Genomic DNA, 23,089 nt, shown 5'->3' with positions numbered 1-23,089 from the left:
GTGCTTCTAACTTTCGAACAGGCGCGCCGCGTTGTGGAAGAACACGCTGGCACGGTGCACGCCAATGGATCTGAGCTCTGCAATCTGCTCGACGCGGCCGCACGGGTGCTGGCCCAGGCCGTAATCGCAGATCGGGACCTGCCCCCGTTTCCGCGCGCCGCGCGCGATGGCTTCGCCCTCAGAGCAGCCGACGTTGCAAATGTGCCATCAAGACTGACTGTCATCGGCGAGGTCAGGGCAGGCGCAGATGCAAGCGAAATCACTGTCGGCGAGAACCAGTGCGTTGAAATCATGACCGGGGCGCCCGTACCGCAGGGTGCCGACGCTGTGGTGATGGTGGAATACACCTTCCGTATGCATGCCGATGTGGAGATCCAGCGCAGCGTGGGCTTGGGCGAAAACATCGTGCCGCGCGGGTCGGAAGCCAGAGCAGGGCAGGAATTGCTGCGTGCCGGAACCCGAATGACGCCGGCGGCGATTGCGGCGGCGGCTTCGGTGGGACTCGCGCAAGTAGAAGTCTACAGGCGTCCGCAGGTGGCGATCCTCTCGACCGGAGATGAGATCGTGAACGTGGACGCGACCCCGGCGGCACACCAGATCCGAAATTCCAACACCTATTCATTGGCGGCGCAGGTCCTGAAAGCCGGAGCGATCCCCGTTCCGATGCCGATTGCGCCAGATGAGCACGTCCGGCTGCGCGAACTCATCGAAGAAGGGCTCAACGCAGACCTGCTGCTGATTACCGGCGGTGTGTCGATGGGCAAGTATGACCTGGTGGAGCTTGTGTTGCGAGAATTGGGGGCGGAGTTCCTGTTCACCGGGGCGCAGATCCAGCCGGGCAAGCCAGTCGTGTTCGGCCGGGTGCGCGACAAGTACTTCTTCGGTCTGCCGGGAAACCCTGTGTCAACGATGGTGACATTCGAGCTGTTCGCGCGCGCGATGATCGAGGCGCTATCGGGCACGGCGGGAGCGCCGTTGCGATTCTTGCAGGCGAGGTTGAAGGCCGACATCAAGACGAAAACAGGGCTCACGCGTTTTCTTCCTGCTGAGCTATCGGGCGACTTCGATGGAACCTTGGTGCAGTTGGTCCGCTGGCAGGGGTCGGGTGATATCGTGGCGACATCGCGGGCAAACTGTTTCGCGGTTATTCCGCCGGACCGGGAATTCATCGCAGCGGGTGAAATGTTGAACGTGCTGGTCACGTAGTCGTTTGAAATCATCATGAAGAAAAAGCTTTCCCATTACGACAAGAGCGGCCGTGCCTCGATGGTGGATGTGTCTGCCAAGAAGGTCACGAAGCGGACCGCCGAAGCGAGCGCATTTGTAGCGTTGTCTCCGGCGGTACTGAAGGCACTGCCGAAGAATCCCAAGGGCGACCCGCTGGAAGTCGCGAGGTTGGCGGGCATCATGGCTGCGAAGCGCACTTCCGACCTGATACCGATGTGTCATCCGCTGCCGCTTTCGCACGTTGACGTCACTATGCGGCTATGCGACGATGGCGTGGCTATTGCTTCGGAAGTAACGACCACCTCGGTTACAGGCGTGGAGATGGAAGCCCTGGTCGCCGCCAGTGTCGCCGCCCTCACGGTGTATGACATGTGCAAGGCGCTCGATAAGGGAATCGAGATCCGGCAGGTTGTGCTGGAGAAGAAGTCCGGTGGCAAAAGCGGCGACTACCGCCGCAAACGCTGATCAACGATGGCTGGAAACCTGAAAATCTTGCTGGTGGATGACAATCCCATGATCATGGGACTGCTTCGTCATGAACTGGCGGAACTGGCGCCGGTCACCGTTGCTGACAACGGCGACGACGCGCTCTCCGCTGCCGAGCAGAGTCAGCCTGACCTGATCATCACCGACTACAACATGCCCGGTTTGGATGGACGCCAGCTCGTGCAGAAGCTGAAGACGCAGCCGGCGACATCGAGAATTCCTGTCATCGTGTTGGCGACGCGTGTTGATATCGCGGAGAAACTACGCGGTATGCAGGACTCGGTCGAGGACATTGTCGAGAAGCCGTTCTTCGTCAAGGAAGCCGTGGCGCGCGTCAAGCGCGTGCTCGACAAGATCGCCCTGGAGAAGATGGCGAAGGACGCCCCCGGCGAGACGGTTCTGCGCGGATCGCTTGCGCAGATGAACGTCATCGATCTGCTGCAGTCGCTGGAACTCGGCCGCAAGACATGCTCGCTGCAATTGACGAATGCCGGTGAGCGCTGCGAGCTCTATTTCACCGAGGGACAGATCAATCACGGCACTTATGGCGACCTGAAGGGCGACGAGGCCGTGTACAAAGTCCTGACCTGGACAGCCGGGAACTTCCTGATCGACTTCGAAGGCCAGAGCAGCGAGCAGACGGTGACGCGATCAACACAAGGGTTGCTGATGGAAGGCTTGCGGCTGCTCGATGAAGCGAACCGCGACGCGGAAGAGGCAGAATAGCGAATGCGCACAGCGATTGTAATCACGGTGAGCGACTCGGCGTTTGCCGGTGATCGCGAAGACCTTTCCGGTCCGGCGGTTGCAGACCGGCTCGACGCTGCCGGCTTTCACATCCAGGGGAGCGCAATTGTTCCGGATGAGCGGGCGCAGATCAAGGACGCCATTCTCGACGCAGTGCCCCGCGCCAACCTGGTTGTGACCAGCGGCGGAACCGGCATCGCACATCGGGACATCACGCCGGAGGTTACGCGGGAGGTCTGCGAGAAACTCATTGAAGGTGTTTCCGAGCAGATGCGGGCGCAGGGGCTGAAGCATACCCCGCTCGCTGCGTTGAGCCGCGGTCTGTGCGGCACCCGTGGTAACACGCTGATCCTGAATTTGCCCGGCAGTCCGAAGGGCGCGGTCGAGTCGCTTGAAGCGGTGCTCGATCTGCTGCCGCACATGATCGACTTGCTCCAGGGCAAGACGGGTCACGGCGAGGCATCGGCTGCAAAACGATGAGACGATTCCTTTCGTTTGCTCTCCTCCTCTTTCCCTTATCCGTTTACACACAGGTAGCAGTTCCGGCCCAGGAGCACACCTGCGTCGCCTCCGAACGGACGCTCGCGGCGGATGTTACTTATCGGCAACTCTGCCGCTCAACACCACAGGGCGAGCCGTGGTCTATTCACGTGCTGCGAGTGAAGCGCAATTCGAAGGCGCACATTCGGGCCGTTGCCGCCCGGAATGAATCGGGACAGATGGTCCGCGAACGTCCGACGGTGCTCGCAAACCGCGAAACGGCGCAGGGCAAGAAGGTGATTGCCGTAGTCAACGGTGATTACGACTTCACAACCCCAGGCAACATGGGTGTCTCCATCGGCTTGTCGGTTGTAGATGGACATATCTGGACCGGCGCAAATGGGAAGTGGCCGGTTATCGCACTCGCCAAAAACGGAGAGCCGGTAATTGGGCTGCCTAAGTTCGACGTCAGAGTACGGGCAGGTCACGCAAAGTTCCAGCTTGCGAACATGAACAAACCACTGGGCCGCCCGGAAGCAGGGTTGCTGCTGACCAGCGAGTTTCGATCACAACTAACCACCGGAATTCCGGTGCAGTCGTTCGTTGTCGGGCGACTTTCCGTGACAGGACCGCTTCCGATAGATCGCGAGATTGCTGGCCGAGTGACGAGCTTAAACGACGCCAGAACTGACACTCTGGTTCCGAGAGACGCACTCACTGTCGTTCTGCCGAAGGACACAACGTTGGCGAAGATCCGGCGGAACGATCGCGTCAAAGTGAAGATCACGGCGACAGTAGAGGGAAGACCCGTACACCACGCCATTGGCGGATTCCCGGTTCTAGTGCGTGATGGAAAAAGGTCAGTCGAAGGTGAGCCCGGGGAGAATCTCCGGAAGCGGCATCCGCGAACCGCCGTCTGCTACAACCAGCAAGAAGTGATTTTCACCGTAGTGGACGGACGCCAGCCGAAGCTGAGCGTCGGCATGAACCTGGAAGAACTCGCCGACCTGATGGTGGAACTCGGTTGCCAGGTCGCCATGAACACCGATGGCGGCGGATCCAGCGTGATGGCGATCGCCGGCGACTCCAATGCAAAATCGGTGCAGATTGTGAATTCCCCATCCGACGGCAGGGAACGCGGACGCGGCAACGCGTTCGTAATTGAAGCTGACTAGAATTGAAGCTGACTAGATCCTCTGTAACTCTTCCACCGTGCGCTCGTTCTTCACATTGCCCGTGTTCAGGGTCGACTTCGGCTCCAGCAGCATAATGTGAACTTCGTCGTCGGCCACAGGTTTGTGTTCCACGCCGCGCGGCACAATGATGAACTCGCCCTCGTTCACCACGGTTTCGCGCTCGTTGTCGCCGTCAAAGTACTTCATCCGGAGCGAGCCCTTGATGATGAAGAACATCTCGTCTTCACGGTCGTGGTGGTGCCAGACAAACTCGCCTTTCACCTTCACCAGCTTCACGTGAGCGTCATTCAGTTCGCCGACAACCTTGGGGGAGTAATAGTCGGAAAACAGCGACAGCTTCTGCGCGATATTCACCTTTTCCATACGAATCAGATGACGCTATAGACCCGGCGGACGCGAAGAAAATCACTCGCAAATCGCGAAAGCCCGCACGGGAAACGATGTTCCACCGGCAATGGCCGGAGGAGCAGCAAAGAACCGGAAGTTTTTGCTGCAAAGCTTGTCGAGCGAGCGCAGGTGCTCCACGATCGGAATGCCGGCGGCCAACAGGATAGTGTGGGCCGGACGCGCGGGATCCTGCATGTTGTCGATATTCGCGCAATCGATGCCCACCAGCGTCGCACCACCTTGCACCAGAACATCGCAGGCATCAGCCGTAACGTACGGCCCGGACTTGAAGTAGTCCTTCCCCCACCGCTTTGACCAGTCAGTTCGAATCAGAACGGCCTTGGCGTCCACGTCGATGTTGCGGAAGTACTCAGCCCCAATCGGGCCGTCGCCGTTCGTGCGCACAAGCACTCCGGGGAGGTTCACCAGTTTGCTCAGTGGCAAACGCCCGAAGTCATCTCCCGTGCGATGCCGGTGAAAAGGCGCGTCAACATAGGTGCCAGTGTTGCCGCCGAACTCGTACTGGGCAATTTCGAAGCTGGTGCCCTCAGCATATTGAGTTTGCTGGGCAGGTTGGTCGTGCGACATGAACTTCTTGAATCTCGGCGTTGGCAGGCCGGGATACGCTGGCATTCCGTCTTCAAGCCGGTGGGACAGATCGATTATCATGAGCCTGCCATCCAGAGTATCGCGTTCTCGCGGAACTGTAGAGACTTTTCGTCCGAATGGCGCCCCCTTCTGTCTTTTGCCCGCGATGCTCACTCCTCCGTGCGCCTCTCGGCACAACATCACGTGACCCGTGTAACTGCGTCCATTCAGGCCGTGTGGTTTGCTTGCCTCGTAACGGCTCACCCGCCGGAGCCGCTCAATGTGGAACAGGCCTTGTTCCCAAGGAGCGTCCAGCATGTCAACCACCGCCGTTCTCGAGAAAAAACCCGATCTAGCCGGCACAGACATTGCGGACTACGCCGAGCTGGAAAAGGTACTGCCCAGGGATTACAAATCCATCTTGAATATCCGCGAGACGCAGGAAGCGATTCATCACCTGCGCCGCTATATCGAAGACAACCTCTGCCGGGAACTGAACCTGTTGATGGTTCAGGTGCCCTTAATCGTGGATGTCGAGTCCGGCATCAACGACATGCTCGACCGCGACGGGTCGCACACGCCCATTCAGTTCCATATTGCAAACGACCATGGCAAGAATTCCATCGATGCCCAGGTCGTACAGGCCGCGACCAAGTGGAAGAGGGCGGCATTGAAGCAGTTCAAATGCGGTTTGGGAGAGGGCATCTGCACGGATATGCGAGCGGTCCGGAAGGACTACTTCCTTGATCACGACCATTCCTGCTGCGTAGACCAGTGGGATTGGGAGCGCGCGATCTCATCCGATCAGAGAAGTTTGCGTTTCCTGGAACTCGTGGTGCGCCGCCTTTGGAAAGTGATCACGAGCGCGGAGCAGTTCGCGCAGGAGATGTTCCCGCAGCTCAGAGACCCTCGCTATCCGAACCTGCCCGACGAGCTGACCTTCCTGCATGCCGAAGACATCCTGGAGATGTATCCCGGCCTTCCGCGGAAAGAGCGCGAGACCAGGGTCCTCCGCGAATATGCGCCGGCAATCTTCATCATCGGCATCGGCTGGCCATTGAAGGACGGCTATCCACACGAGAACCGCGCGGCCGATTACGACGACTGGATCACCGATACCAGCGCCGAAAGCGGCAAGGAAACGCACGGTCTCAATGGTGACATCCTGGTGTGGAACCCCGTTACGCATCGTCGACACAGGCTTTCGTCGATGGGCATCCGCGTGACTGCCGACACGCTTCGCAAGCAGCTCGAAATGACAAACCTGCTGGATAACCTGAAATTCCCGTACCACCAGGCGATTATCAACAACCTTATCCCGCTTTCGATCGGAGGCGGAATCGGCCAGTCGCGCACGCTCATGCTCCTGTTGCGCAAGGCGCATTTAGGGGAGGTCAGCGTGACGGTGTGGCCGAAGATCCTGAAGGAAATGTGCGCGAAGAAGAACATCTTCGTACTGGAGTGAACTGCTTCCCGTCTGGGCCGGAGTTCGAAGAGACACGATGTATCAGCCATATCATCGTATCTCCCGCTTCGGCCGACCCGGCACTCCCGAAACCCGAAGGGGGAGTAATATGCGAGCGAGCAGAGTCAAAGAATTCCTCGACACCAACCATATCTACTACTCAACCATCGTCCACCCAACGTCATACACGGCCCAAGGGACGGCAGCCTACGCACACGTCTCCGGCAATGAAATGGCAAAAACAGTTATGGTGAAGCTGGATACTCAGCTCGCCATGGCGGTGTTGCCGGCTTCGTGCCAACTGGACCTGGCGGCGATGAAACGACTGAGCGGGGCGAAATCAGTCTGCCTGGCGGCGGAAACCGATTTCGAAATGAGGTTTCCCGATTGCGATTTAGGCGCGATGCCACCCTTCGGCAATCTCTACGGCGTGCCGGTATACGTGGAAGAGCGGCTGGCGGAAGATAAGGAAATCTCCTTTAACGCGGGCACTCATAACGAGCTGGCACGCATGAAGTACGAGGATTTCGAGCGCGTGGTGAATCCCATCGTGGGACGATTCGCTCTGCGACCGATTCGTACCATGGCCTGAAGAACAGGAGTAGGCCGCCCCGCCTGCTCCTATTCCGAGTCGCTGGATTCTTCCGGTTCGGATTCCTTCTCGACCGGACGCGGACGATCCGGCAGCACCGACGTGTATTCGCCTTGGCAACGGCGCTCTGTATCCACCACGAGCGCGGTGGTGCGTCCCTGGTAGGAGACCTCAAAGGTTAGCGGGGTACGCGGGTTTTCGGGCAGGCCTTTCACCAACGCCCGCCCATCGGAATTCGTGTAAATTTCCAGGGTCGTTCTGCGAAATCCCGCGAACCCGTATCGAATCTCGATGGCAACCTTTGCGTTAGAAACCGGCTTCTGGCGTGAATCGGTAACTCGGATCGCGGCGGAGCACTCTCCCAAGTCGCCGGAAATCACAGGCACTTCGGGTTTTGGCGGTTGAGGTGGCGTTTTCGCCTGCTGAGCGGGCAGGTAGCCCACCGCAAGCAAGGCGACGAAGAGGAACAGCATCCTTCTCACCATATTCGTATTGTAGCGTGCTGGACGGAATTCGTTCTCCATGGGCATGTTTCGGATTTCGCATCCTCACTTTAGTACTCAGGCAGTTATCGTCAAATTGAGCTACTATTCAAAGCAATGGACGTCCGCTCGTTGTTACTCACCGAAGACCAAGACTTAACCGAAGTGTTCCAACAGGCACTTCAGGATCTGGGCATTGGTGTGGAGCTATATTCGAGCGCTTCCTGGGCGTCCGAGGACATTCGGGACCACAAATTTGACGCACTCATCGTTGATTGCGATGTGCAAGGCGCGCCGGACTTCCTGGAGTCCATCCGCAAATCACCTAGCAACGTGCGGTCGTTAACGTTCGCGATCGTATCGAGCGACATGGGTTTGCCGGCCGCGTTTGACCGTGGCGCTAATTTGGCACTGCAAAAACCGATAACGCTGGAGAGTGCGCGCAGCAGTCTTCGCGCCGCTTACGGCCTCATCATGCAGGAGCGCCGCCGCTATTTTCGCTGCCCGTTGGACACCACGGTCGAGATCAGCCCCGACGAGACGACGCTCATTCGCGCGACTGCCATGAATATCAGCGAAGGCGGGATGGCGCTTAAGTCCGAGCGAGAGCTTCAGATCAACGGGCTGGTGAAGGCTCGCTTTTCGCTTCCAGGGGTGCAACCAGAGTTCGACCTGCGCGCGATTGTTGTCTGGAAAGACGCGATGGGCCGGGCCGGACTCCGCTTTGAGTCCGTTTCTACGTCGAACCGTGAAAAGCTCTGCGAGTGGCTGGGTATGCGGCTGGAAGCGCTTTCCTAAGCCGGTTCCGGCAGAAGCGCTGTTTCCAAAATTTGCCGGATCTTCTGCACCTTCTGATATGTGACGTCGTTTGCGTAATCGTTGAACGAGGGACGCTTCCACTCGCATACCATTTCGAACAGCTCGTTCGTCGGCACGATCGGGGAGAGCCCGATCTCGCTGCAATCGATAAAGAACTCCGCCCGGGATTCCAACTCGATCAGCGCCTGCTCAATCCACCACACTTCGGCGTCCCATAAGCGGCTGAACGTTTTTCGAAGCAGATAGTTGAAACGCGCAAACGTCACCAGGCCCATGGTGTTCATGCCCGCGGCGGAAACTCTGGCTTTCAGTTTGCGGCCGCGGTCGAAAAGGTCGAAACGTGCAAGGTCGTGGAGATGTTCATACGCCGATAGCTCCTCGATCAGCTTCTCCAACTCCGGTGTCCAGGCGGGCAGCTCGCCTGCTTGTCCAAGAACCGGCTCCAGAACCTCGGCCACCTCCGCCATCGAGACGGTCGCCTGGCTGTGGAACCACTCGGGTGATGCCGTATACAGGTATTCGGCAACCACAAGGAAGAGCTTGTCCGAAGCGTGCTGGTGAAGAAAGTGTTTCGCCAAAAGGCGTAGGACGGGCTCGCCTAGCTTCGTTTCCTGCTGGAGGAATCGCCGGAGATCAACCGGTGTGGTGCGCTGGTCGATTTTGCTGACAAACTGGGTGGCCTGCGCTTCGCTTTGAGATTTCAAGTCTTGGAACGGGCACTCAATGCCCATGAACTTCGCAAAGCAAACGTAGAAGAAGAGCAGGCCGTGATCGACCGGGTTCTCACCATTGCTCATATGCACACCTCAGACGAGCTCCTTTCGGGTTTTAGCTGCATACAGCTCGCCACAGCTAAGTGATTGATTCTGCTAGTCGAGGGGACGAAATCGCATCTCAAATTGACAATTTAAGCCAGGGGAAATGTCTAAAAATGGTGAGCCCGTCGCAAAGCGGAACCCCCGATTCGGGGCTGCGAGTCGAATCTTTTGGCACCGGGTTACATCTAACAAGATGTGACTAACCAACTGGTTAGTTAGGAGGATGACGACCATGAAAGACAAATGGAAGAACATGGCTCCCGTCGTCGCTCTGGCGGCTCTGATGACGCTCGGCCCAGTGGCCCAGGCGAGCACGACTGCCGCCGGTCGCTACGATTCGGAGATTCAGGCCAGCGTGGTGCAGAAGCTGGAGAAGGATTCTGATTTCCAGAACGTCCGTTCCACGGTGGAAGACGGCATTGTGACCCTGACCGGAAAGGTACAAACCCTTAAGGACAAACTCGATGCCGCGAAACAGGTTCGCAAGAGCTCGAAGCAGGTTAACGGCGTTCGTAACCTGATCGAAGTCACGTCAACTGTTCCCGACTCGGAGCTGTTTAACCAGCTTTCGAAGAGGCTGGCCCACGACCGGGTAGGCTGGGCAGACAACGCGTTTAATGCCATTCACCTGGCGGTGAAGGATGGCGTGGTGACGCTCAGCGGACAGGTGATGGACTACCCGGCGTACAACTCGGCTTTGGCCGAAGCACAGAGCATGAAGGGCGTGAAGGAAGTGGTGAATAACCTGAACGTTCTGCCGGCTTCGCCCTACGACGACCAGCTCCGGGCTCGCTTGTATCGAGCGATCTACGGCGACAACTCGCTCTCGAAGTACGCGTTGGATCCGGTTCGGCCGATCAAGATCATCGTGGATCGCGGCAAGATCGGCTTGTACGGAAAGGTCGATTCGGAATTTGACAAGACGATTGCCGGAATGCGCGCCGGACAGGTCTTCGGCGGATTTTCCGTCGAGAACCATCTGACTACACCCAATCAGGTGGCCGTCAGGTAAGCGCGCGTCAGGCAATGCGAAGGCACCGCTCCGCCAGGCGGTGCCTTTTTCTTTTCCGAGAAAAAGCCCAGCCGAATAGGGCTGGGCTAAGTAGTAGACGTACTTTAACTAGGGCAGCATGACGCGCAGGCCGGTGGAAAAGGTTCCGCCGTCATACGTGCCGGTGAATCGGGCTACCGACGCCGAACCTGACGGGCCAGCGCTGGCGGGGAATGTGACGCTGGTCGTCATGTATCCTCCGGGCGCGATGCTGCCCAGCGACTGCGGCAGTTCCGATTCCGGTAAGGTCGTCCCGGTGGCGGCGCCCAGGAGTGCCGACGTTAGCGACACATTCTCGATCGTGCCGGTTCCCTTGTTCGTGATCTTCACTGTTGCCTGATACGTGCCATCACCGAATTTGCTCAGGGTCGTGGTCGCGGCCAGTTGCTCAGTGCCCTCAATATTTTGCGGCGGCAGAACAATCGTCGTGAGAGAGCGCCGCGGCAGGGTCACTGTCAACGTTGTACCGCTGATGGTCGCATTTCCTACTTCCCCAATGTCGTGTGTCTCGTCCGACACATAGGTCGTGGGAACGGCATCGGCTGAGCCCGCGTCCAATGTATAGGTACCCTGAATTGGGGTAGTTGCATTGTTGATGATCTCGATCACCTTGCTGCCGCTGGCATTCCGGAAGGCCGTGATCTTCACATTGCTGTTGGTTGTGTTCGCCGACACTCGGTATGCATTCGGCCGGATGAACTTGCTGAACGCTCCCATCGCGTACAGCCGCTTGGAAACCACGAAGTCAGGGCCTGGATTGGGAATCTGAACAAACGCCCTAGTCGCGCCTAGTGAACCTGCGACCCAATAGACATAGGCATTGATATTTCCAAGTCTCAGAGCATCCATGATGTCGTTCGCCAGCACAAAAGCTCGCGACTGCGTTTCATTCAGATCCCAGGCGGCGTTCCAAGTGCTTCCGTTCAAACCCCATTCGGTCATCCAGACTGTCTTACCCCCGGCATAAGGCGTTCTCGCAGCGCTGCCGTATTCATGTCCGGCAAAAATGTCCGTATAGCTGCTTGCCACGGGATCGGCAAGGATCGCGCTGTTGTATGCCGGTCCTGAGTTCCATTGTGCTGGTTCGCAACAAACAATGTTGGTGGTCGGGCTTGCTGCCTTGATCGTCGGGCCGAGAATCTTGATCATCTCGACCGCCTGTCCGGTTGTGTACCGCATGGACGCGTAGGTCGCCGTGAAGTTCAGTTCGTTCTGCAGCGAGAAGTCCGTGATCTGCAGGCCTTCCTGCTGGTAGAACTTAAGGTACTGTGCGAGGTAGTTGGCATACGCCTGCCGCCAGTCACCACTCGCGCAAGTAGTCCCCGTCAGCCCGCACAGACTCCCGCCGTTCTTGTCTGTACCATTGGTTTTCATGTAACCGGGCGCGCTCCATGGCGACGCCAGGAAACGCCGCACGCCGTACAAAGACGCCTGGGTCGAGACCCACACCTGGCCATCATCGTCGTGGTTCCATACATACTGCGGTGGAGCATCTGGTCCGCCTGGATCGACTGGCTGAATGGAGTGCATGCTGTCGTAGGGTTCCGCAGTTGGCGAAGAGCCCACGCCCAAACGTACGATGCTGAGCCCGATGCCGCGCTTTTGACTGAACAGTAGGTCCATCAACCTTGCCTGGTTCTCCGGCGTCAGGCCCGTTAAGCCGTGCATCAGGTTGCTACGCTGAAATGCGATGGCAGCGCCAAATCCGTCTATGCGCTGCAGATTCGAGGTGAAATCGATTGCGCCGGTGGCCTGTGCAAACGCAGCAGGTACCAGCAGCAACAGAAAGGCGATGACAACGGCTTTACGGACACTGCTCATGGTCGTGTTCCTCTCTAGTGAACAGTTAACTCACACGATTGTTTGACAGACGAACTAAATCTCCGCGGCGGCGCCTAACAGAATCGCGATGCTTGTTCATGAGGCTAATTTGGTTCCTTTCCGACGGAGGTTCAGTTATGCAGATTCAGCTGATTTGCAGCTCCCGCTACAGACAGACAATTCGCCGAACACTCAAGCTTTGGACCTGCACATCGCGCGAGCGGTAGATTGTTCGCGGCGACAACAATGCGCAAGGACGAAACTAGTTACCACTGGAGTTTTAGCAAGTCAAGGTGAAACACGGCGTTCGTAGCCAGTTTTTCCGCACAACGGGGATTCGCCACAGGCGTGGTGCAACTGTTCGCAAATTTGCTTCAGGCTTTTTCAGCAAATCTGCGATCTGCTGCACATGATTACAACGGGGCAGGAGTGCTGAGGATGGATTCGAAGAACCGGTTCACGTTGTCGAGGATTTCGTTCTCGTTATGCTTTTCATAAACGGCTGCGCGCAATTGGCTGCCGTTGCGCACGCCGTGAGTGAACCAGGAGACGAACTGTTTCATTTTGCCGACACCGCCGCCGTTACCTTCGGCGATCAGCATTTCGAAATAAGTCCGGATCATGTTATAGCGGTCGGCTTCGGTCGGTTCATCGTAGCGCCCGGTTTCGTTGTACTGTGCAATCTGGCGGAAAATCCACGGATTGGACGCGGCTGTGCGCCCGATCATGACGGCATCGCACCCGGTCTGCGCAACCATGGTGGCGGCATCTTCGGGGCAGCGGATGTCACCATTGCCGATGACTGGGACCTTCACCGCTTCCTTCACATGCTGAATCCACTCCCAGCGCGCATTTCCGGCATAGCCCTGTTCGCGGGTACGCGCGTGAAGGGCGACTGCTTGCAGTCCACAGCTTTCAGCTAATTTCGCCAACTCCACGCAAACGATTTCGCTGTCATTCCACCCGGCGCGGAACTTCACCGTAAATGGAATCGTCACGGCCTTGCGGATGGCTTCAAAAATCTTCCCGATTTGCGGAAGGTCGCGCAGCAATCCGCTGCCCCCGTTGCACTTCACCACGCGCTTGGCGGGGCACCCGAGGTTAAGGTCCACGATGTCGAAGCCGAAGTCTTGGCAGAGACGCGCGGCGTCCGCCATTGTCTCCGGGTTCGATCCAAAGAGTTGGGCGGAAATGGGATGCTCATCGGGGTAAAACGCGAGATAGCGTTTTGCCTTGGCCACCCGCGAGCGAGCCACGCCGTCCGCCGAGGTGAACTCCGTCATAATGAGCCCGCATCCGGACTCCCGTCCGGTGAGCAGGTGGTCGTCGGAGGGCTTGAGGTTTACGTTGCGGATGAAGCGTCGGAAAACGGTGTCGGTGACGCCGGCCATCGGCGCGAGCACCGTGGCTGGAGCAATGCGCACGTTTCCGATATGGAACGACTCCGGCACCCGGGCCTGGGGAGGAGCGGGCGGCGTAGAAAGCGGAGTTTCCCAGTACTTGCGCACACTCCCATTTTAACCTGCGGTGGCCTTGCCCTACTGGAATGAAAGAGATATCCGGAAGTTACGAGAAGAACGCTTCCACGTCGCTCAAATTTGTGGTTCGCCTGTAGGGAGGCAGGCTGCTTAGGAAGACTTTGCCGTAGGGCTTTTTCAGAATCCGATTGTCCAGCAGCGCCAGCACGCCACGATCGTTCAACGACCGGATCAGCCGTCCAAAACCCTGCTTCAGCGTAATGACCGCCGACGGCACCTGGTAGTCATAGAAGGCGTTTCCGCCATCGTCATTGATCGCATCCACACGCGCTTTGACCACCGGATCGCTCGGCACCGCAAACGGCAGGCGGTCGATGATGACGCAACTCAACTGTTCGCCCTGCACATCGACACCCTGCCAGAACGACGACGTCGCAAACAACACGCAGTTGGGCGTAGTCCGAAATTCCTCCAGCAGCGCCGTCTTTGGGGCTGTACCCTGCAACAGCATCGGATACTCCAGTTCACCCAGCAAACGGTCGTGCACTTCACGCATCTGCGCGTAGCTGGTGAACAGCACGAAGGCGCGTCCCTGCGAACGCTCGAGAATCCGGCGAATGGTATTCGACGCCTTGGCAGCAAAATGCGGTGCATTCGGTTCCGGCAAATCCGGCGGGATGTACAACAGCGCCTGCGCCTCGTAGTCGAAGTGCGAAGTCACAATCAGCTCGCGTGCGTTGTCCACGCCCAATCGCCGGCGCAGATACTCAAAACCGCCACCGACAGCAAGCGTCGCCGATGTGAGGATCGCCGTGTCCAGCCTCTCAAACAACACCTGCCGCAAGATCGCCGACACATCAATTGGCGTCGCCTGGAGAAAGACATGCTGCCGGCTTAACGGATTCCGTTCTGGCTTGCGGCCCCTCTGCGTCCCGTTCTTAAATCCGCCTCGACGCTCAATCCAGAACACCGTATTCCGGTCCTCGGTTTCCATCAGGAAGCCGAGTTGCATCTGCATCTCCTTCGCCCTGCGGCTTAGCGATTGCGCCTCTTCCGGGATCGGTTTCACCAGCTCCAGCTCCGCCGCAATACGCCCGATGGCATTCTGCAATCCCAGATACTCGTCTCCGTTGTGCTCCAGAAAGTCGCGACGCCCTTCGAACGCAAACCGATTGTCATTCTCCGGCAGCAGCGCAAAGAAGAACTGCGAGCGCTCTCTCAACGACTTCAATGCCTGCGTCATCGACGCGGACATCGCCTTCGCCTTGATCACCGCGTTTTCCGTATCGCGTGCCAGTTCCTCGATCCGCGCCGTGCTTACGCCCACCCCAAAGTAGCTTGACGCCACTTCCTCCAGCTCATGCGCCTCGTCGAAGATCACCGCCGCCGCATCGGGCAGCACGCCCACGTCCGGAGCCTCATCGGCCGCCATCTTGATCGCCAGGTCCGCGAAAAACAGATGGTGGTTCACGATGATGATGTCGCTCTCCAGGGCCTTGCGCCGCATCTCGGTGATAAAGCACCGGTCAAAATACGTACACTTCTGGCCGATGCAGGTGTCGGCACGAGCATCCAGTTTGTCCCATACCTGCGACGACTCCGGCAGCACCGCCAGTTCGGCCTTGTCGCCGGTCGTGGTCGTCTTGTCCCAATCGACGATCGCGCGGAAGTGATCGATTTCCTCCAGCCCGCTCAGGATCGGCTGGTCCGCGAGTTCGTACAGCTTCTTCCGGCACAGATAGTTGTTCCGCCCTTTCATGTAGCAGACTTTCAACTCGCCCAGGTGCTTTTGAAGAAACGGAACGTCTTTATAGAAAAGCTGCTCTTGCAGGTTCTTCGTGCCGGTGGAGATGATCACCCGCTTGCCCGATCGCAACGACGGCAACAGGTACGCCAATGTCTTGCCCGTGCCTGTTCCGGCCTCCACGATCAGGTGGCGCTTCTCTTCGAGCGCCTGCTCAACGGCCTTCGCCATTTCCAGCTGCCCACGTCGGTATTCGTACGCCGGATGCGCACGCGAAAGCAGCCCTCCCGGCGCAAAAAAGCCGTGCAGGGTAAACGTCGCGGGTTGGGACGGAGTCGCCAAGGTGAGTGAATATCTATAATAGCTGTTGGGAGAACGCGATATCGGCCGGTTCTCCTATTTTTGTGCAACTCGAATGCAAGACACCAACCTAACCCGTCATCTTCCCACCCTAGCCATCGTCGGACGCCCTAATGTCGGCAAGTCCACGCTCTTCAACCGCCTCATTGGACGCCGTCGCGCCATCGTCGGAGACGAACCCGGTATCACCCGCGACCGCATCTACGGCACCACCGAGTGGAACGGACGCCGCCTGCGCGTCATCGACACCGGCGGCATCATTCCCGAGGATAAGGAACTCATTCCCGCCGAGATCTACCGCCAGGCGAAAGTCGCTCTCGATGAAGCCGATGCCGTGGTCATGGTCGTCGACTCGCGCACCGAGCTCGCCAAGCCCGACCTGGAGCTCTCGCGCCTTCTTCTCAAGACCGGCAAGCCGCTCTTCCTCGCCGTGAACAAGGTCGACAACGTCGAACTCGAGCCGTACGCCGAAAACTTCCGCCGCCTCGGCATCCAGAACCTGCTTCCAGTCTCCGCCGAGCACGGCAACGGTGTCGCCGAGCTGCTCGAAGCCGTACTCGAAGTCATTCCGGACAGCGTCGCCCCTGTTGAAACCGACACGATGCCCGAAGCTTCCGCCGACCGTCGCGAGATCGATTCGGAATCCGCCTTGCCGCAACCTCGTCGCGCCGAAACCGACGAAGAAGAGGCTCCTGTAAACACCGAGCTTCCCTCAGAAACCAAGATCGCCATCATCGGTCGCCCCAACGTGGGCAAGTCCACGCTGCTCAACCTGCTCACCGGCACCTCGCGCGCCATTGTCTCGCCGATTGCCGGCACTACCCGCGATGCCGTGGACGAACTCGTCGAGCGCGATGGCCAGAAGTTCCGCTTCATCGATACCGCCGGTATCCGTCGCAAGGGCAAGACTGACCTGATGGCCGAGAAGCTCTCCGTCGTAATGGCGCGCAAGCATATGGAAGCCGCCGACGTCTCGCTCCTCATCATCGATGCCTCCGAAGGCGTCACCGCGCTCGACGCCAACATCGCCGGTTACGCTCACGAGAGCGGACGCTCTGTCATCATCATCGTCAACAAGTGGGACCTCGTACTTCGCCGCGCCCAGGAACTCCGCGACAAGGCTGGCACGGTCGAAGCCGACCGTCTGGAGCGAAAGGTCCGCTCGCGCGTTCGCGAAGCCATGAAGTCCGCCGACCAGGGCCAGTACGAGCAGCAGGTCCGCACCGGACTCAAGTTCCTGCACTACGCCCCAGTCATCTTCACCACGGCCACCGTCGGCAAGAATGTAACGAAAATCTTTGAGACCATCGAGCGCGTCGCCGCCGAACGCCGCAAGCGGGTTACCACCGGTGAAATGAACCGCTTCATCGAAAGCGTCGACTTCGAGCGCGCATCTGTTCCGATCAGCCGCCGCGTGAAGATCATGTACATGACCCAGGCCCGGGTCGCCCCGCCAACCTTCATCCTCTTCACCGACAAGGACGTAAAGCTACATTTCGCTTACGAGCGTTTCCTGGAAAACCAGATTCGTCAGGCCTTCGGATTCGAAGGCACGCCCATCTGGATCAAGACCCGTCCTCGCCGCAAGCGCGAACGAGAACGCGACTAAAACAAAACCGGCGCCCCGAAGAGCGCCGGTTTCGTACCTACCACGAATTTAGTTGCTGAGTGTTTCGGCGAGCTTGTTGAGCAGCCGGTTCAAGTCCTTGTCAGTCTTGCGCTGCTCTTCGATCTTTTCAATCGAGTGCAGTACGGTCGTATGGTGCTTTCCGCCAAACTGACGTCCAATCTCCGGCAGCGACGCTTCCGTCAGATGCTTCGCCAGGTACATTGCGATCTGCCGCGGATAGACCACCGCTCGCGCGTTGTTCTTCGCTTTGATCTCCGGCAGCCTCATACCGAACTGTTCCGAGACCGCCTTCTGTATCGACTCGATCGTCACCTTCTTCGTCTGCGAATCGATGAAGTTCCGCAGCACTTCCTGCGCGTAAGGCAGATTAATCTCGCGACCTTCCAGCGAGGACTTCGCCTTAAGCCGGATTAGAGCGCCTTCCAGCTCACGAATGTTCGACCGGATGTTCGACGCCATGAACAGCGCCACATCCTGCGGCAGCATGATCTGCTCGCCCTCCGCCTTCTTCTGCAGGATGGCTACTTTCGTCTCCAGATCCGGCGGTTGGATGTCCGCAATCAATCCCCACTCGAAGCGCGAACGCAGCCGGTCTTCGATCTCCGCCAGTTCTTTCGGCGGACGATCGCTGGCAATCACGATCTGCTTCATGCTTTCGTGCAGCGCATTGAATGTATGGAAGAATTCTTCCTGCGTGCGTTCCTTCTGTGCCAGGAACTGGATGTCGTCGATCAGCAGCACGTCCACGTTCCGGAACTTGTCCCGGAAGCTCGTCATCTTGTCGTAGCGGAGCGAGTTGATCATTTCGTTCGTGAAGCGCTCGCTCGAGAGATAGCAGATCGATTGTTGCGGGCTACGGCGTTTGATCTCGTGCCCGATGGCATGCATCAAGTGCGTCTTGCCCATGCCAACGCCGCCATACAGGAACAACGGGTTATAAGCCTTGGAGGGATTTTCCGCGACGGCCTTTGCCGCCGCTGAAGCAAACTGGTTGCCGGAGCCGATCACAAAACCATCGAACGTATACCGAGGATTAAGCTGTGCTGCTGAATCCCAATCGAATCTCGATTGCTTCGCGGAAACGCCGGCAAGCTGCTGCCCGCTCGCCGTTGCGGAAGCTGCGCTCAATCCGCCATCATGCCGGATCGGCGTCTTCGCCGCTGGCGATTCTTCCTGTACGGTAACGAATTGCACGTCCTGAAAGTCGAAGCCCAGGTTGTCGATCGCTTCCTGGATGAGGTCCCCGTAGCGGTCCCCGATGTTCGCGAATTCCTGCGTAGGAACTCGCACGAACATGATGTTCCCCTTCATGTGGCTGTAGCGCGTGGGCTTAAGCCAGGTGTCGTACGAATGCCGGTTGATCTTCTTTTCTAGTGCGCTAAGGATTTGAACCCAGGGATCAACTGCGGCGGTTGCAGAACTGGAAACGGACATAGTTATTAATTCCCGTGCACGCTCCATCGCGTGCCTCTGTATAAATGCACCCGGAAATTCCCGGGCTTGCAGCCGTGAATACTTACCGTTCGCCTCGTCGGCGTGCTCCTGTTTCACGGCCAGAAATTTGTCAAGGTTGTTGGCGCACCGATCTCAGGAATTTCGACGCGTTGCGCTCGACCACAGAATCGCTACTCTCTCTTCCGGAGCAGCTCTTAATCGTGAAGCCGATTCGCATACTAGCACAGTTCCAACTTGCTCGTAAGCGTCCTTGCACTCTCCCTTGAATGTCGGTGATGTTCTTTCATAACCGCAGGAAAAAATCTGTCAAGTAACAGGTTTCTAACTGTCTCAAAGGTTGTGCAGAAATGAAATCCGCAAAGAGACTTAATCACACATGTGCGTGAGCACCAACTTCGCTGCAATTTTTCAGCGCACGAAAAAAGGCCCGCTCATGTTCGAGCGGGCCTTGACCACCTCAACGCCGAAAGGCTTCGGCCAAGCGTGGCTCTTAGAAGGTCAAGCGCAGGCCAAACTCCATCTGCCGCGGAGCCGCGAACGAGTTCACGCCCGTCCCGATTCCTGCACGCAGCGCATTGATCGCGTCCACGTTAGACTTCGAAGTGCCGCTGATGCCGGGCGCTTCGCCGTCAAGCTGCGGCGTCATGATCTGCGCCGTGCTCGTGTTGTAGTTAGCAAAGTTGAACAGGTTGAACACTGCGAACGAAGGATGCAGCTTCACCTTTTCCGTCAAGCTGATCGGCCAGCTCAGTCGCAGGTCAACCGTCTTAAGCCAGCCCAGGCCGAGTTGATCTTCAGGAGCGCGATTGATTGTGGGTGCAACGCCTCCCAACGCAACCAGTTGGCTCTGCGTGAACAACCCGTTCTGCACCAGCACCTGTCCCGCCGGAGTCAACGTGCCTGCCACGCCCGAGTTATAAGCGTCGATCAGTCGGTTGATCCCCGATCCGTTCACGTCGCGGCCATACGTGCCGACGTTCGCGCCCGGCAGCACATCGCCGACCGTTCCGTCACCGGTGAAGTCCGTGCGGAAGATTTCTCCGGAAGCTCCTGTCGGATCCACCGGAACCAGTGGCGTTAGCGAGAGCGGCGAGTAGATGTGGCCGATGAAGCTCATCTGCGGCCCGCGATTGATCTGGAACGAACCACCAAACGAGAACTGGTGGGTGCGGTCCAATGACGAAGGTCCGTAGTAGCGGGAGGGGACTGCGTTGTCGAGTGCAGCGTTTCCGGCACCGAAGTCCTGGTCCGCTCCGATCGAGTTGTTGAACCGGGAAAGCGAGTACGACACCTGGAAGTGCGTCTGCGCGATGCCCGGCAGCGGATTCGTCGCGCGTTGGATCAACTTCATCTGCAACGCGGTGTAAGTAGAACGTCCCGTCGAGGTCAGGAATCCGCCGGTGCCAACGCCCGGGTTGATTCCGGCAAATGCCGCCCCGTTGTTCGGGTCGAGACCGAACGCCGAAGCGGGGAAGCCGGCCAGGTACGTCGCTCCGCGGTCCAGACCGTTGTCGGCGAAGTCGGCAATCGTTGCACCTGCTGCGATCGCCTGGTCGATGGTCGCCACTCCATAGTGGGCCAACGTCGCGTCGATCGCGTTCTGTGCAGCCGTCTTGTTGAAGAACCGGACATCGCCGTCATGGTTCGCTTCCACCGGCATCAGGAACCGGAGTCCCACGTTGCGCAGGAAGTCAGCACTCAGAACCAGGCCCTCGCGGATCTCCCGCTGGAACCCAAGGTTCATCTGCACTGAGTAAGGGGTCTTGAAGTGCGGATCCACCACACCGGCGAAAGCGCCAAGGTTGTTGCCGACGAACAAAGCATTACCCTGCGCACCAGCCGCTAGTGTTTGCGCCTGATACCACGCTTGCAGCGCGGCAATTTGGGGTGCCGCCTCGCCCATGCGAAGGCTGCACATATCTGCGATGTTCACCGTTCCACCGTTGTAGGGGAAGCTCGTGACTGTGCCCAGGCCTGGGACCGGAAGCGCGTTACCATTCACGCCGCAAACCAGCGGCACGTTGTTGAACAACCCGGATGTCAGTCGTTCCGCCCGGTCGAACAGCGTGTTGTTGATCACCGTGTTCTCGTAGTAGATACCGCCACCACCACGAATCACGAATTTGCCGTTGCTGCTGGGATCCCATGCGAACCCGAGCTGCGGGCCCCAGTTGTTGTTCGGTTGATGTACACGGTCGCCGAAACCCGCGCCCCACTGATCAAGCAACTGCTGGCTGCCGGTGCACGGAACGCTGGAGAACAGAGAGGAGTCGATCTGGTCGCACGTCACCGGATCGAGATCGCTCGATGTGCGTCCTGACTCGCGCTGGTATCGCACGCCCGCCGTCAGGGTGAAGTTCGGACGCACCTTCCAGGAATCGCCAAAGTAGAAGGCGAACCGATGCGGGAAGAATCCGCCGCCGGGGAACCCGTACGCCGGATTCTCCGACCCGAAGCCCAGGCCATTCCCAAGTACCACCGCCGTGAGTGCATAGTTCAGCGGATTGCTGCGGCCGCCTGCAAAGGGTCCGCTATCGGCCAACGCCTGTGCCGCGCTTGAGTTGCTCGTTCGAGCTTCCGGAGCAACACCGTAGAACGAAGCTAATCCGCCGATGCCGATTTTGTTGTAATCCACACCGTAACGGAATAGATGGTTCTTCCATAGGCGGCTGCCGTCGTACTTGATCTGATGGTTTCTCTGGATCGTTTCCTGCGGAGCCAAACGATTTGGTCCAAAGCGCATCGGAGTTCCGAACCCACCAATGCGGCCCGCAATGCCCCACTCTGCCAACGGGTTGTAAACACTTGGATTCCCGTTCACCGCATCGGCAATCTGGTTGTGGAAGTGCAAGTATCCATAGCGAATGCTGTGGATGTAGTTGCCCGTACTGAAATCAGCTCCCACACCGTGCGAAGGCGTGTTGTTCTTGTTTGAGAATGGCTGATATGTCGGAAGGTCCGACCGCGTCGTTGAGTTGTAGTTGTAATTGAACTTGTAGAAAAGGCGCACGCCATGCGGAGCATTCCAGTCCAATTTGCCCATCATGACGCTGTCGCGATAGGGAGCCTGGTATCCCGGAGGCACACCCGTAAACTGTGGCGACGGAATCACCGGATTCAACTGGTCCTGCTTCACGCGCTCGGCGTTTACGAAGAAGAACAGGTTGTCCTTCACCACCGGACCGCCCAGGCTGCCACCAAAATGGTTGCGCTGGAACGGCGTGTCATAACCTGCGGGGAAGTTTGCAAAGCCGACGCTCTTGTCCCGGAACAGGTAGAAGGCGTCTCCATGCACGTTGTTGGTTCCGCTTTTCGTCAGAACGTTTACCGCGCCAGAGGAGGTCAGCTCCGTCGAAAGATCTAGCGTCGACTGGCTGATCTGAAATTCTGAAATCGCGCCGGCCGAGAGGTTCTGCGTCGTTGTGCCGACGTTCTCGTCGGAAATGTCGATACCGTCCACCGTGATGCGCGCCGCTCTGCCTGCGCGTCCGCCGAACGACACCGAGGAAAATCCGTTCTTCGTCGGATCGAAATTGCCGCCATCCTGGATCTGTACACCCGGCTCAAGCTGCGCCAGGTCAAGGAAGTTGCGTCCGTTTACCGGCAGGTTCTCGATCTGCTCGGTATTCAGCACGCCCTGCACTGTCGCCTGTTCGGTGTTCACCGCCAGCGCCGATGTGCTCACTTCCACTGTTTGCGTCTCCGAGCCGACCTGCAGCTTCGGATTTACCGCGCTCGTGCTGCCGATCTGTACCGTCACCGGGATCACCATCGCCTGGAAACCCTTGGTCTCCACGCGAACCGTGTAATTGCCCGGCGCCAGCGGACCGGAGTTGAACGCTCCCGAATCCGTCGTCGTCCTCGTAATCTTCAGCCCCGTCGCTTCATTGCTGATGGTAACGTTAGCGTTTGATAACACCGCTCCGCTCGGGTCTGTAACTGTGCCCTGAATGCTGCCGGCCGAGATGGTGGACTGCGCCCACGCCGGGGTCATCAACAGCATCATGCACGCCAGCACGCCCAACCAGGCGGCGAACCGCGATTTGCGATTCTGCATATCTCCTCCTTACCGATGTAAGCTCCGCGTCACCGGCCTCACTCCGGAAAACTGTCGCGGGTCATCATCGGTAAGTGCAGTCGCAACACCAACCGCTGTTCACTTCTTCAATACCTGTGGTGAAAGGGAATAAGCTTGGGCTGAAACGACATCACCGTCATTCCATCCCACCGGCTTCACGATCATCAGCAGGACCGTTACACCGG

At 58.3% G+C, this 23,089-nt stretch carries 19 protein-coding genes; 10 read left to right on the top strand and 9 right to left on the bottom strand.

What is annotated here, in order from left to right; all coding sequences use genetic code 11:
- Genes glp through VN577_21375 form a run of 5 tightly spaced genes read left to right on the top strand, consistent with a single transcriptional unit; the run spans window position 1 to window position 4,115 of the window.
- The gene (glp, locus tag VN577_21395; protein ID HWR17400.1) at window positions 1-1,206 is read left to right on the top strand and encodes a gephyrin-like molybdotransferase Glp; all 1,206 of its coding nucleotides are present in this window, start codon (window positions 1-3) and stop codon (window positions 1,204-1,206) included.
- Window positions 1,207-1,221: 15 nt separating this feature from the next.
- Complete coding sequence (moaC, locus tag VN577_21390; GenBank protein ID HWR17399.1) at window positions 1,222-1,692, top strand: cyclic pyranopterin monophosphate synthase MoaC; 471 nt, start codon at window positions 1,222-1,224, stop codon at window positions 1,690-1,692.
- 6 nt (window positions 1,693-1,698) lie between these two features.
- The gene (locus VN577_21385; GenBank protein ID HWR17398.1) at window positions 1,699-2,439 is read left to right on the top strand and encodes a DUF4388 domain-containing protein; all 741 of its coding nucleotides are present in this window, start codon (window positions 1,699-1,701) and stop codon (window positions 2,437-2,439) included.
- Between the two features lie 3 nt (window positions 2,440-2,442).
- Window positions 2,443-2,940: a MogA/MoaB family molybdenum cofactor biosynthesis protein gene (locus VN577_21380; GenBank protein HWR17397.1), complete on the top strand. Its 498-nt coding sequence runs from the start codon at window positions 2,443-2,445 to the stop codon at window positions 2,938-2,940.
- The gene (locus VN577_21375; protein HWR17396.1) at window positions 2,937-4,115 is read left to right on the top strand and encodes a phosphodiester glycosidase family protein; all 1,179 of its coding nucleotides are present in this window, start codon (window positions 2,937-2,939) and stop codon (window positions 4,113-4,115) included. Before VN577_21380 ends, VN577_21375 begins: the two co-directional genes overlap by 4 nt.
- A 12-nt stretch (window positions 4,116-4,127) precedes the next feature.
- Here the strand turns inward: VN577_21375 and VN577_21370 are convergent, their stop codons facing one another.
- Both VN577_21370 and VN577_21365 read right to left on the bottom strand, forming a co-directional pair.
- Window positions 4,128-4,499 (bottom strand): cupin domain-containing protein, encoded by a 372-nt coding sequence (locus VN577_21370; GenBank protein HWR17395.1) that lies wholly within the window; start codon window positions 4,497-4,499, stop codon window positions 4,128-4,130.
- Between the two features lie 42 nt (window positions 4,500-4,541).
- Complete coding sequence (locus VN577_21365; protein ID HWR17394.1) at window positions 4,542-5,429, bottom strand: cyclase family protein; 888 nt, start codon at window positions 5,427-5,429, stop codon at window positions 4,542-4,544.
- Here VN577_21365 and VN577_21360 point away from each other — a divergent pair.
- Together VN577_21360 and VN577_21355 are read left to right on the top strand one after the other, a co-directional pair.
- Complete coding sequence (locus tag VN577_21360; GenBank protein ID HWR17393.1) at window positions 5,428-6,576, top strand: hypothetical protein; 1,149 nt, start codon at window positions 5,428-5,430, stop codon at window positions 6,574-6,576. The two genes, VN577_21365 and VN577_21360, sit on opposite strands and share 2 nt — an antisense overlap.
- Window positions 6,577-6,685: 109 nt before the next feature.
- Window positions 6,686-7,168, top strand: a complete 483-nt coding sequence (locus tag VN577_21355; protein HWR17392.1) for a YbaK/EbsC family protein — start codon at window positions 6,686-6,688, stop codon at window positions 7,166-7,168.
- Between the two features lie 29 nt (window positions 7,169-7,197).
- Here the strand turns inward: VN577_21355 and VN577_21350 are convergent, their stop codons facing one another.
- Complete coding sequence (locus tag VN577_21350; GenBank protein ID HWR17391.1) at window positions 7,198-7,641, bottom strand: hypothetical protein; 444 nt, start codon at window positions 7,639-7,641, stop codon at window positions 7,198-7,200.
- Between the two features lie 126 nt (window positions 7,642-7,767).
- On the opposite strand from VN577_21350, the gene VN577_21345 reads away from it, so the two are divergent.
- Window positions 7,768-8,448: a PilZ domain-containing protein gene (locus VN577_21345; GenBank protein HWR17390.1), complete on the top strand. Its 681-nt coding sequence runs from the start codon at window positions 7,768-7,770 to the stop codon at window positions 8,446-8,448.
- Here VN577_21345 and VN577_21340 read toward each other — a convergent pair.
- Complete coding sequence (locus VN577_21340; protein HWR17389.1) at window positions 8,445-9,266, bottom strand: hypothetical protein; 822 nt, start codon at window positions 9,264-9,266, stop codon at window positions 8,445-8,447. The two genes, VN577_21345 and VN577_21340, sit on opposite strands and share 4 nt — an antisense overlap.
- A 253-nt stretch (window positions 9,267-9,519) precedes the next feature.
- Between VN577_21340 and VN577_21335 the strand changes: the two genes are divergently transcribed.
- Entirely contained in the window at window positions 9,520-10,299 is a 780-nt protein-coding gene (locus VN577_21335; protein ID HWR17388.1) for a BON domain-containing protein, read from the top strand.
- Window positions 10,300-10,407: 108 nt separating this feature from the next.
- Here VN577_21335 and VN577_21330 read toward each other — a convergent pair whose 3' ends face one another.
- From VN577_21330 to VN577_21320, 3 genes are all read right to left on the bottom strand, one after another.
- Complete coding sequence (locus VN577_21330) at window positions 10,408-12,159, bottom strand: glycoside hydrolase (GenBank protein HWR17387.1); 1,752 nt, start codon at window positions 12,157-12,159, stop codon at window positions 10,408-10,410.
- Between the two features lie 413 nt (window positions 12,160-12,572).
- Window positions 12,573-13,667 carry a tRNA dihydrouridine synthase DusB gene (gene dusB, locus VN577_21325; GenBank protein HWR17386.1) on the bottom strand — a complete coding sequence of 365 codons (1,095 nt, stop codon included), beginning with the start codon at window positions 13,665-13,667 and terminating at the stop codon, window positions 12,573-12,575.
- A gap of 58 nt (window positions 13,668-13,725) precedes the next feature.
- Window positions 13,726-15,612, bottom strand: a complete 1,887-nt coding sequence (locus VN577_21320) for an ATP-dependent DNA helicase (GenBank protein ID HWR17385.1) — start codon at window positions 15,610-15,612, stop codon at window positions 13,726-13,728.
- Window positions 15,613-15,796: 184 nt separating this feature from the next.
- On the opposite strand from VN577_21320, the gene der reads away from it, so the two are divergent.
- A complete protein-coding gene (der, locus tag VN577_21315; GenBank protein HWR17384.1) occupies window positions 15,797-17,350 on the top strand; it encodes a ribosome biogenesis GTPase Der in 1,554 nt (517 codons plus the stop codon).
- 48 nt (window positions 17,351-17,398) lie between these two features.
- Here the strand turns inward: der and dnaA are convergent, their stop codons facing one another.
- Together dnaA and VN577_21305 are read right to left on the bottom strand one after the other, a co-directional pair.
- A complete protein-coding gene (dnaA, locus tag VN577_21310) occupies window positions 17,399-18,805 on the bottom strand; it encodes a chromosomal replication initiator protein DnaA (protein ID HWR17383.1) in 1,407 nt (468 codons plus the stop codon).
- A gap of 511 nt (window positions 18,806-19,316) precedes the next feature.
- Complete coding sequence (locus VN577_21305) at window positions 19,317-22,883, bottom strand: carboxypeptidase regulatory-like domain-containing protein (protein HWR17382.1); 3,567 nt, start codon at window positions 22,881-22,883, stop codon at window positions 19,317-19,319.
- Window positions 22,884-23,089: the final 206 nt, after the last annotated feature.

The organism is Terriglobales bacterium (genome assembly GCA_035561515.1).
Taxonomy (GTDB): domain Bacteria; phylum Acidobacteriota; class Terriglobia; order Terriglobales; family Acidobacteriaceae; genus DATMXP01.
This window is presented reverse-complemented; position numbering and strand designations above follow the sequence as displayed.

Excerpts from the sequence above, each read along its gene's own strand:
- VN577_21330 (HWR17387.1), bottom strand. The coding sequence starts at position 12,159 with ATGAGCAGTGTCCGTAAAGCCGTTGTCATCGCCTTTCTGTTGCTGCTG.
- VN577_21365 (HWR17394.1), bottom strand. The coding sequence starts at position 5,429 with ATGCTGGACGCTCCTTGGGAACAAGGCCTGTTCCACATTGAGCGGCTC.
- VN577_21385 (HWR17398.1), top strand. The coding sequence starts at position 1,699 with ATGGCTGGAAACCTGAAAATCTTGCTGGTGGATGACAATCCCATGATC.
- VN577_21305 (HWR17382.1), bottom strand. The coding sequence starts at position 22,883 with ATGCAGAATCGCAAATCGCGGTTCGCCGCCTGGTTGGGCGTGCTGGCG.
- VN577_21355 (HWR17392.1), top strand. The coding sequence starts at position 6,686 with ATGCGAGCGAGCAGAGTCAAAGAATTCCTCGACACCAACCATATCTAC.
- VN577_21350 (HWR17391.1), bottom strand. The coding sequence starts at position 7,641 with ATGCTGTTCCTCTTCGTCGCCTTGCTTGCGGTGGGCTACCTGCCCGCT.
- VN577_21375 (HWR17396.1), top strand. The coding sequence starts at position 2,937 with ATGAGACGATTCCTTTCGTTTGCTCTCCTCCTCTTTCCCTTATCCGTT.
- VN577_21335 (HWR17388.1), top strand. The coding sequence starts at position 9,520 with ATGAAAGACAAATGGAAGAACATGGCTCCCGTCGTCGCTCTGGCGGCT.
- VN577_21370 (HWR17395.1), bottom strand. The coding sequence starts at position 4,499 with ATGGAAAAGGTGAATATCGCGCAGAAGCTGTCGCTGTTTTCCGACTAT.
- VN577_21360 (HWR17393.1), top strand. The coding sequence starts at position 5,428 with ATGTCAACCACCGCCGTTCTCGAGAAAAAACCCGATCTAGCCGGCACA.
- der (HWR17384.1), top strand. The coding sequence starts at position 15,797 with ATGCAAGACACCAACCTAACCCGTCATCTTCCCACCCTAGCCATCGTC.
- moaC (HWR17399.1), top strand. The coding sequence starts at position 1,222 with ATGAAGAAAAAGCTTTCCCATTACGACAAGAGCGGCCGTGCCTCGATG.
- VN577_21340 (HWR17389.1), bottom strand. The coding sequence starts at position 9,266 with ATGAGCAATGGTGAGAACCCGGTCGATCACGGCCTGCTCTTCTTCTAC.
- VN577_21320 (HWR17385.1), bottom strand. The coding sequence starts at position 15,612 with ATGGCGAAGGCCGTTGAGCAGGCGCTCGAAGAGAAGCGCCACCTGATC.
- VN577_21345 (HWR17390.1), top strand. The coding sequence starts at position 7,768 with ATGGACGTCCGCTCGTTGTTACTCACCGAAGACCAAGACTTAACCGAA.
- VN577_21380 (HWR17397.1), top strand. The coding sequence starts at position 2,443 with ATGCGCACAGCGATTGTAATCACGGTGAGCGACTCGGCGTTTGCCGGT.
- dnaA (HWR17383.1), bottom strand. The coding sequence starts at position 18,805 with ATGTCCGTTTCCAGTTCTGCAACCGCCGCAGTTGATCCCTGGGTTCAA.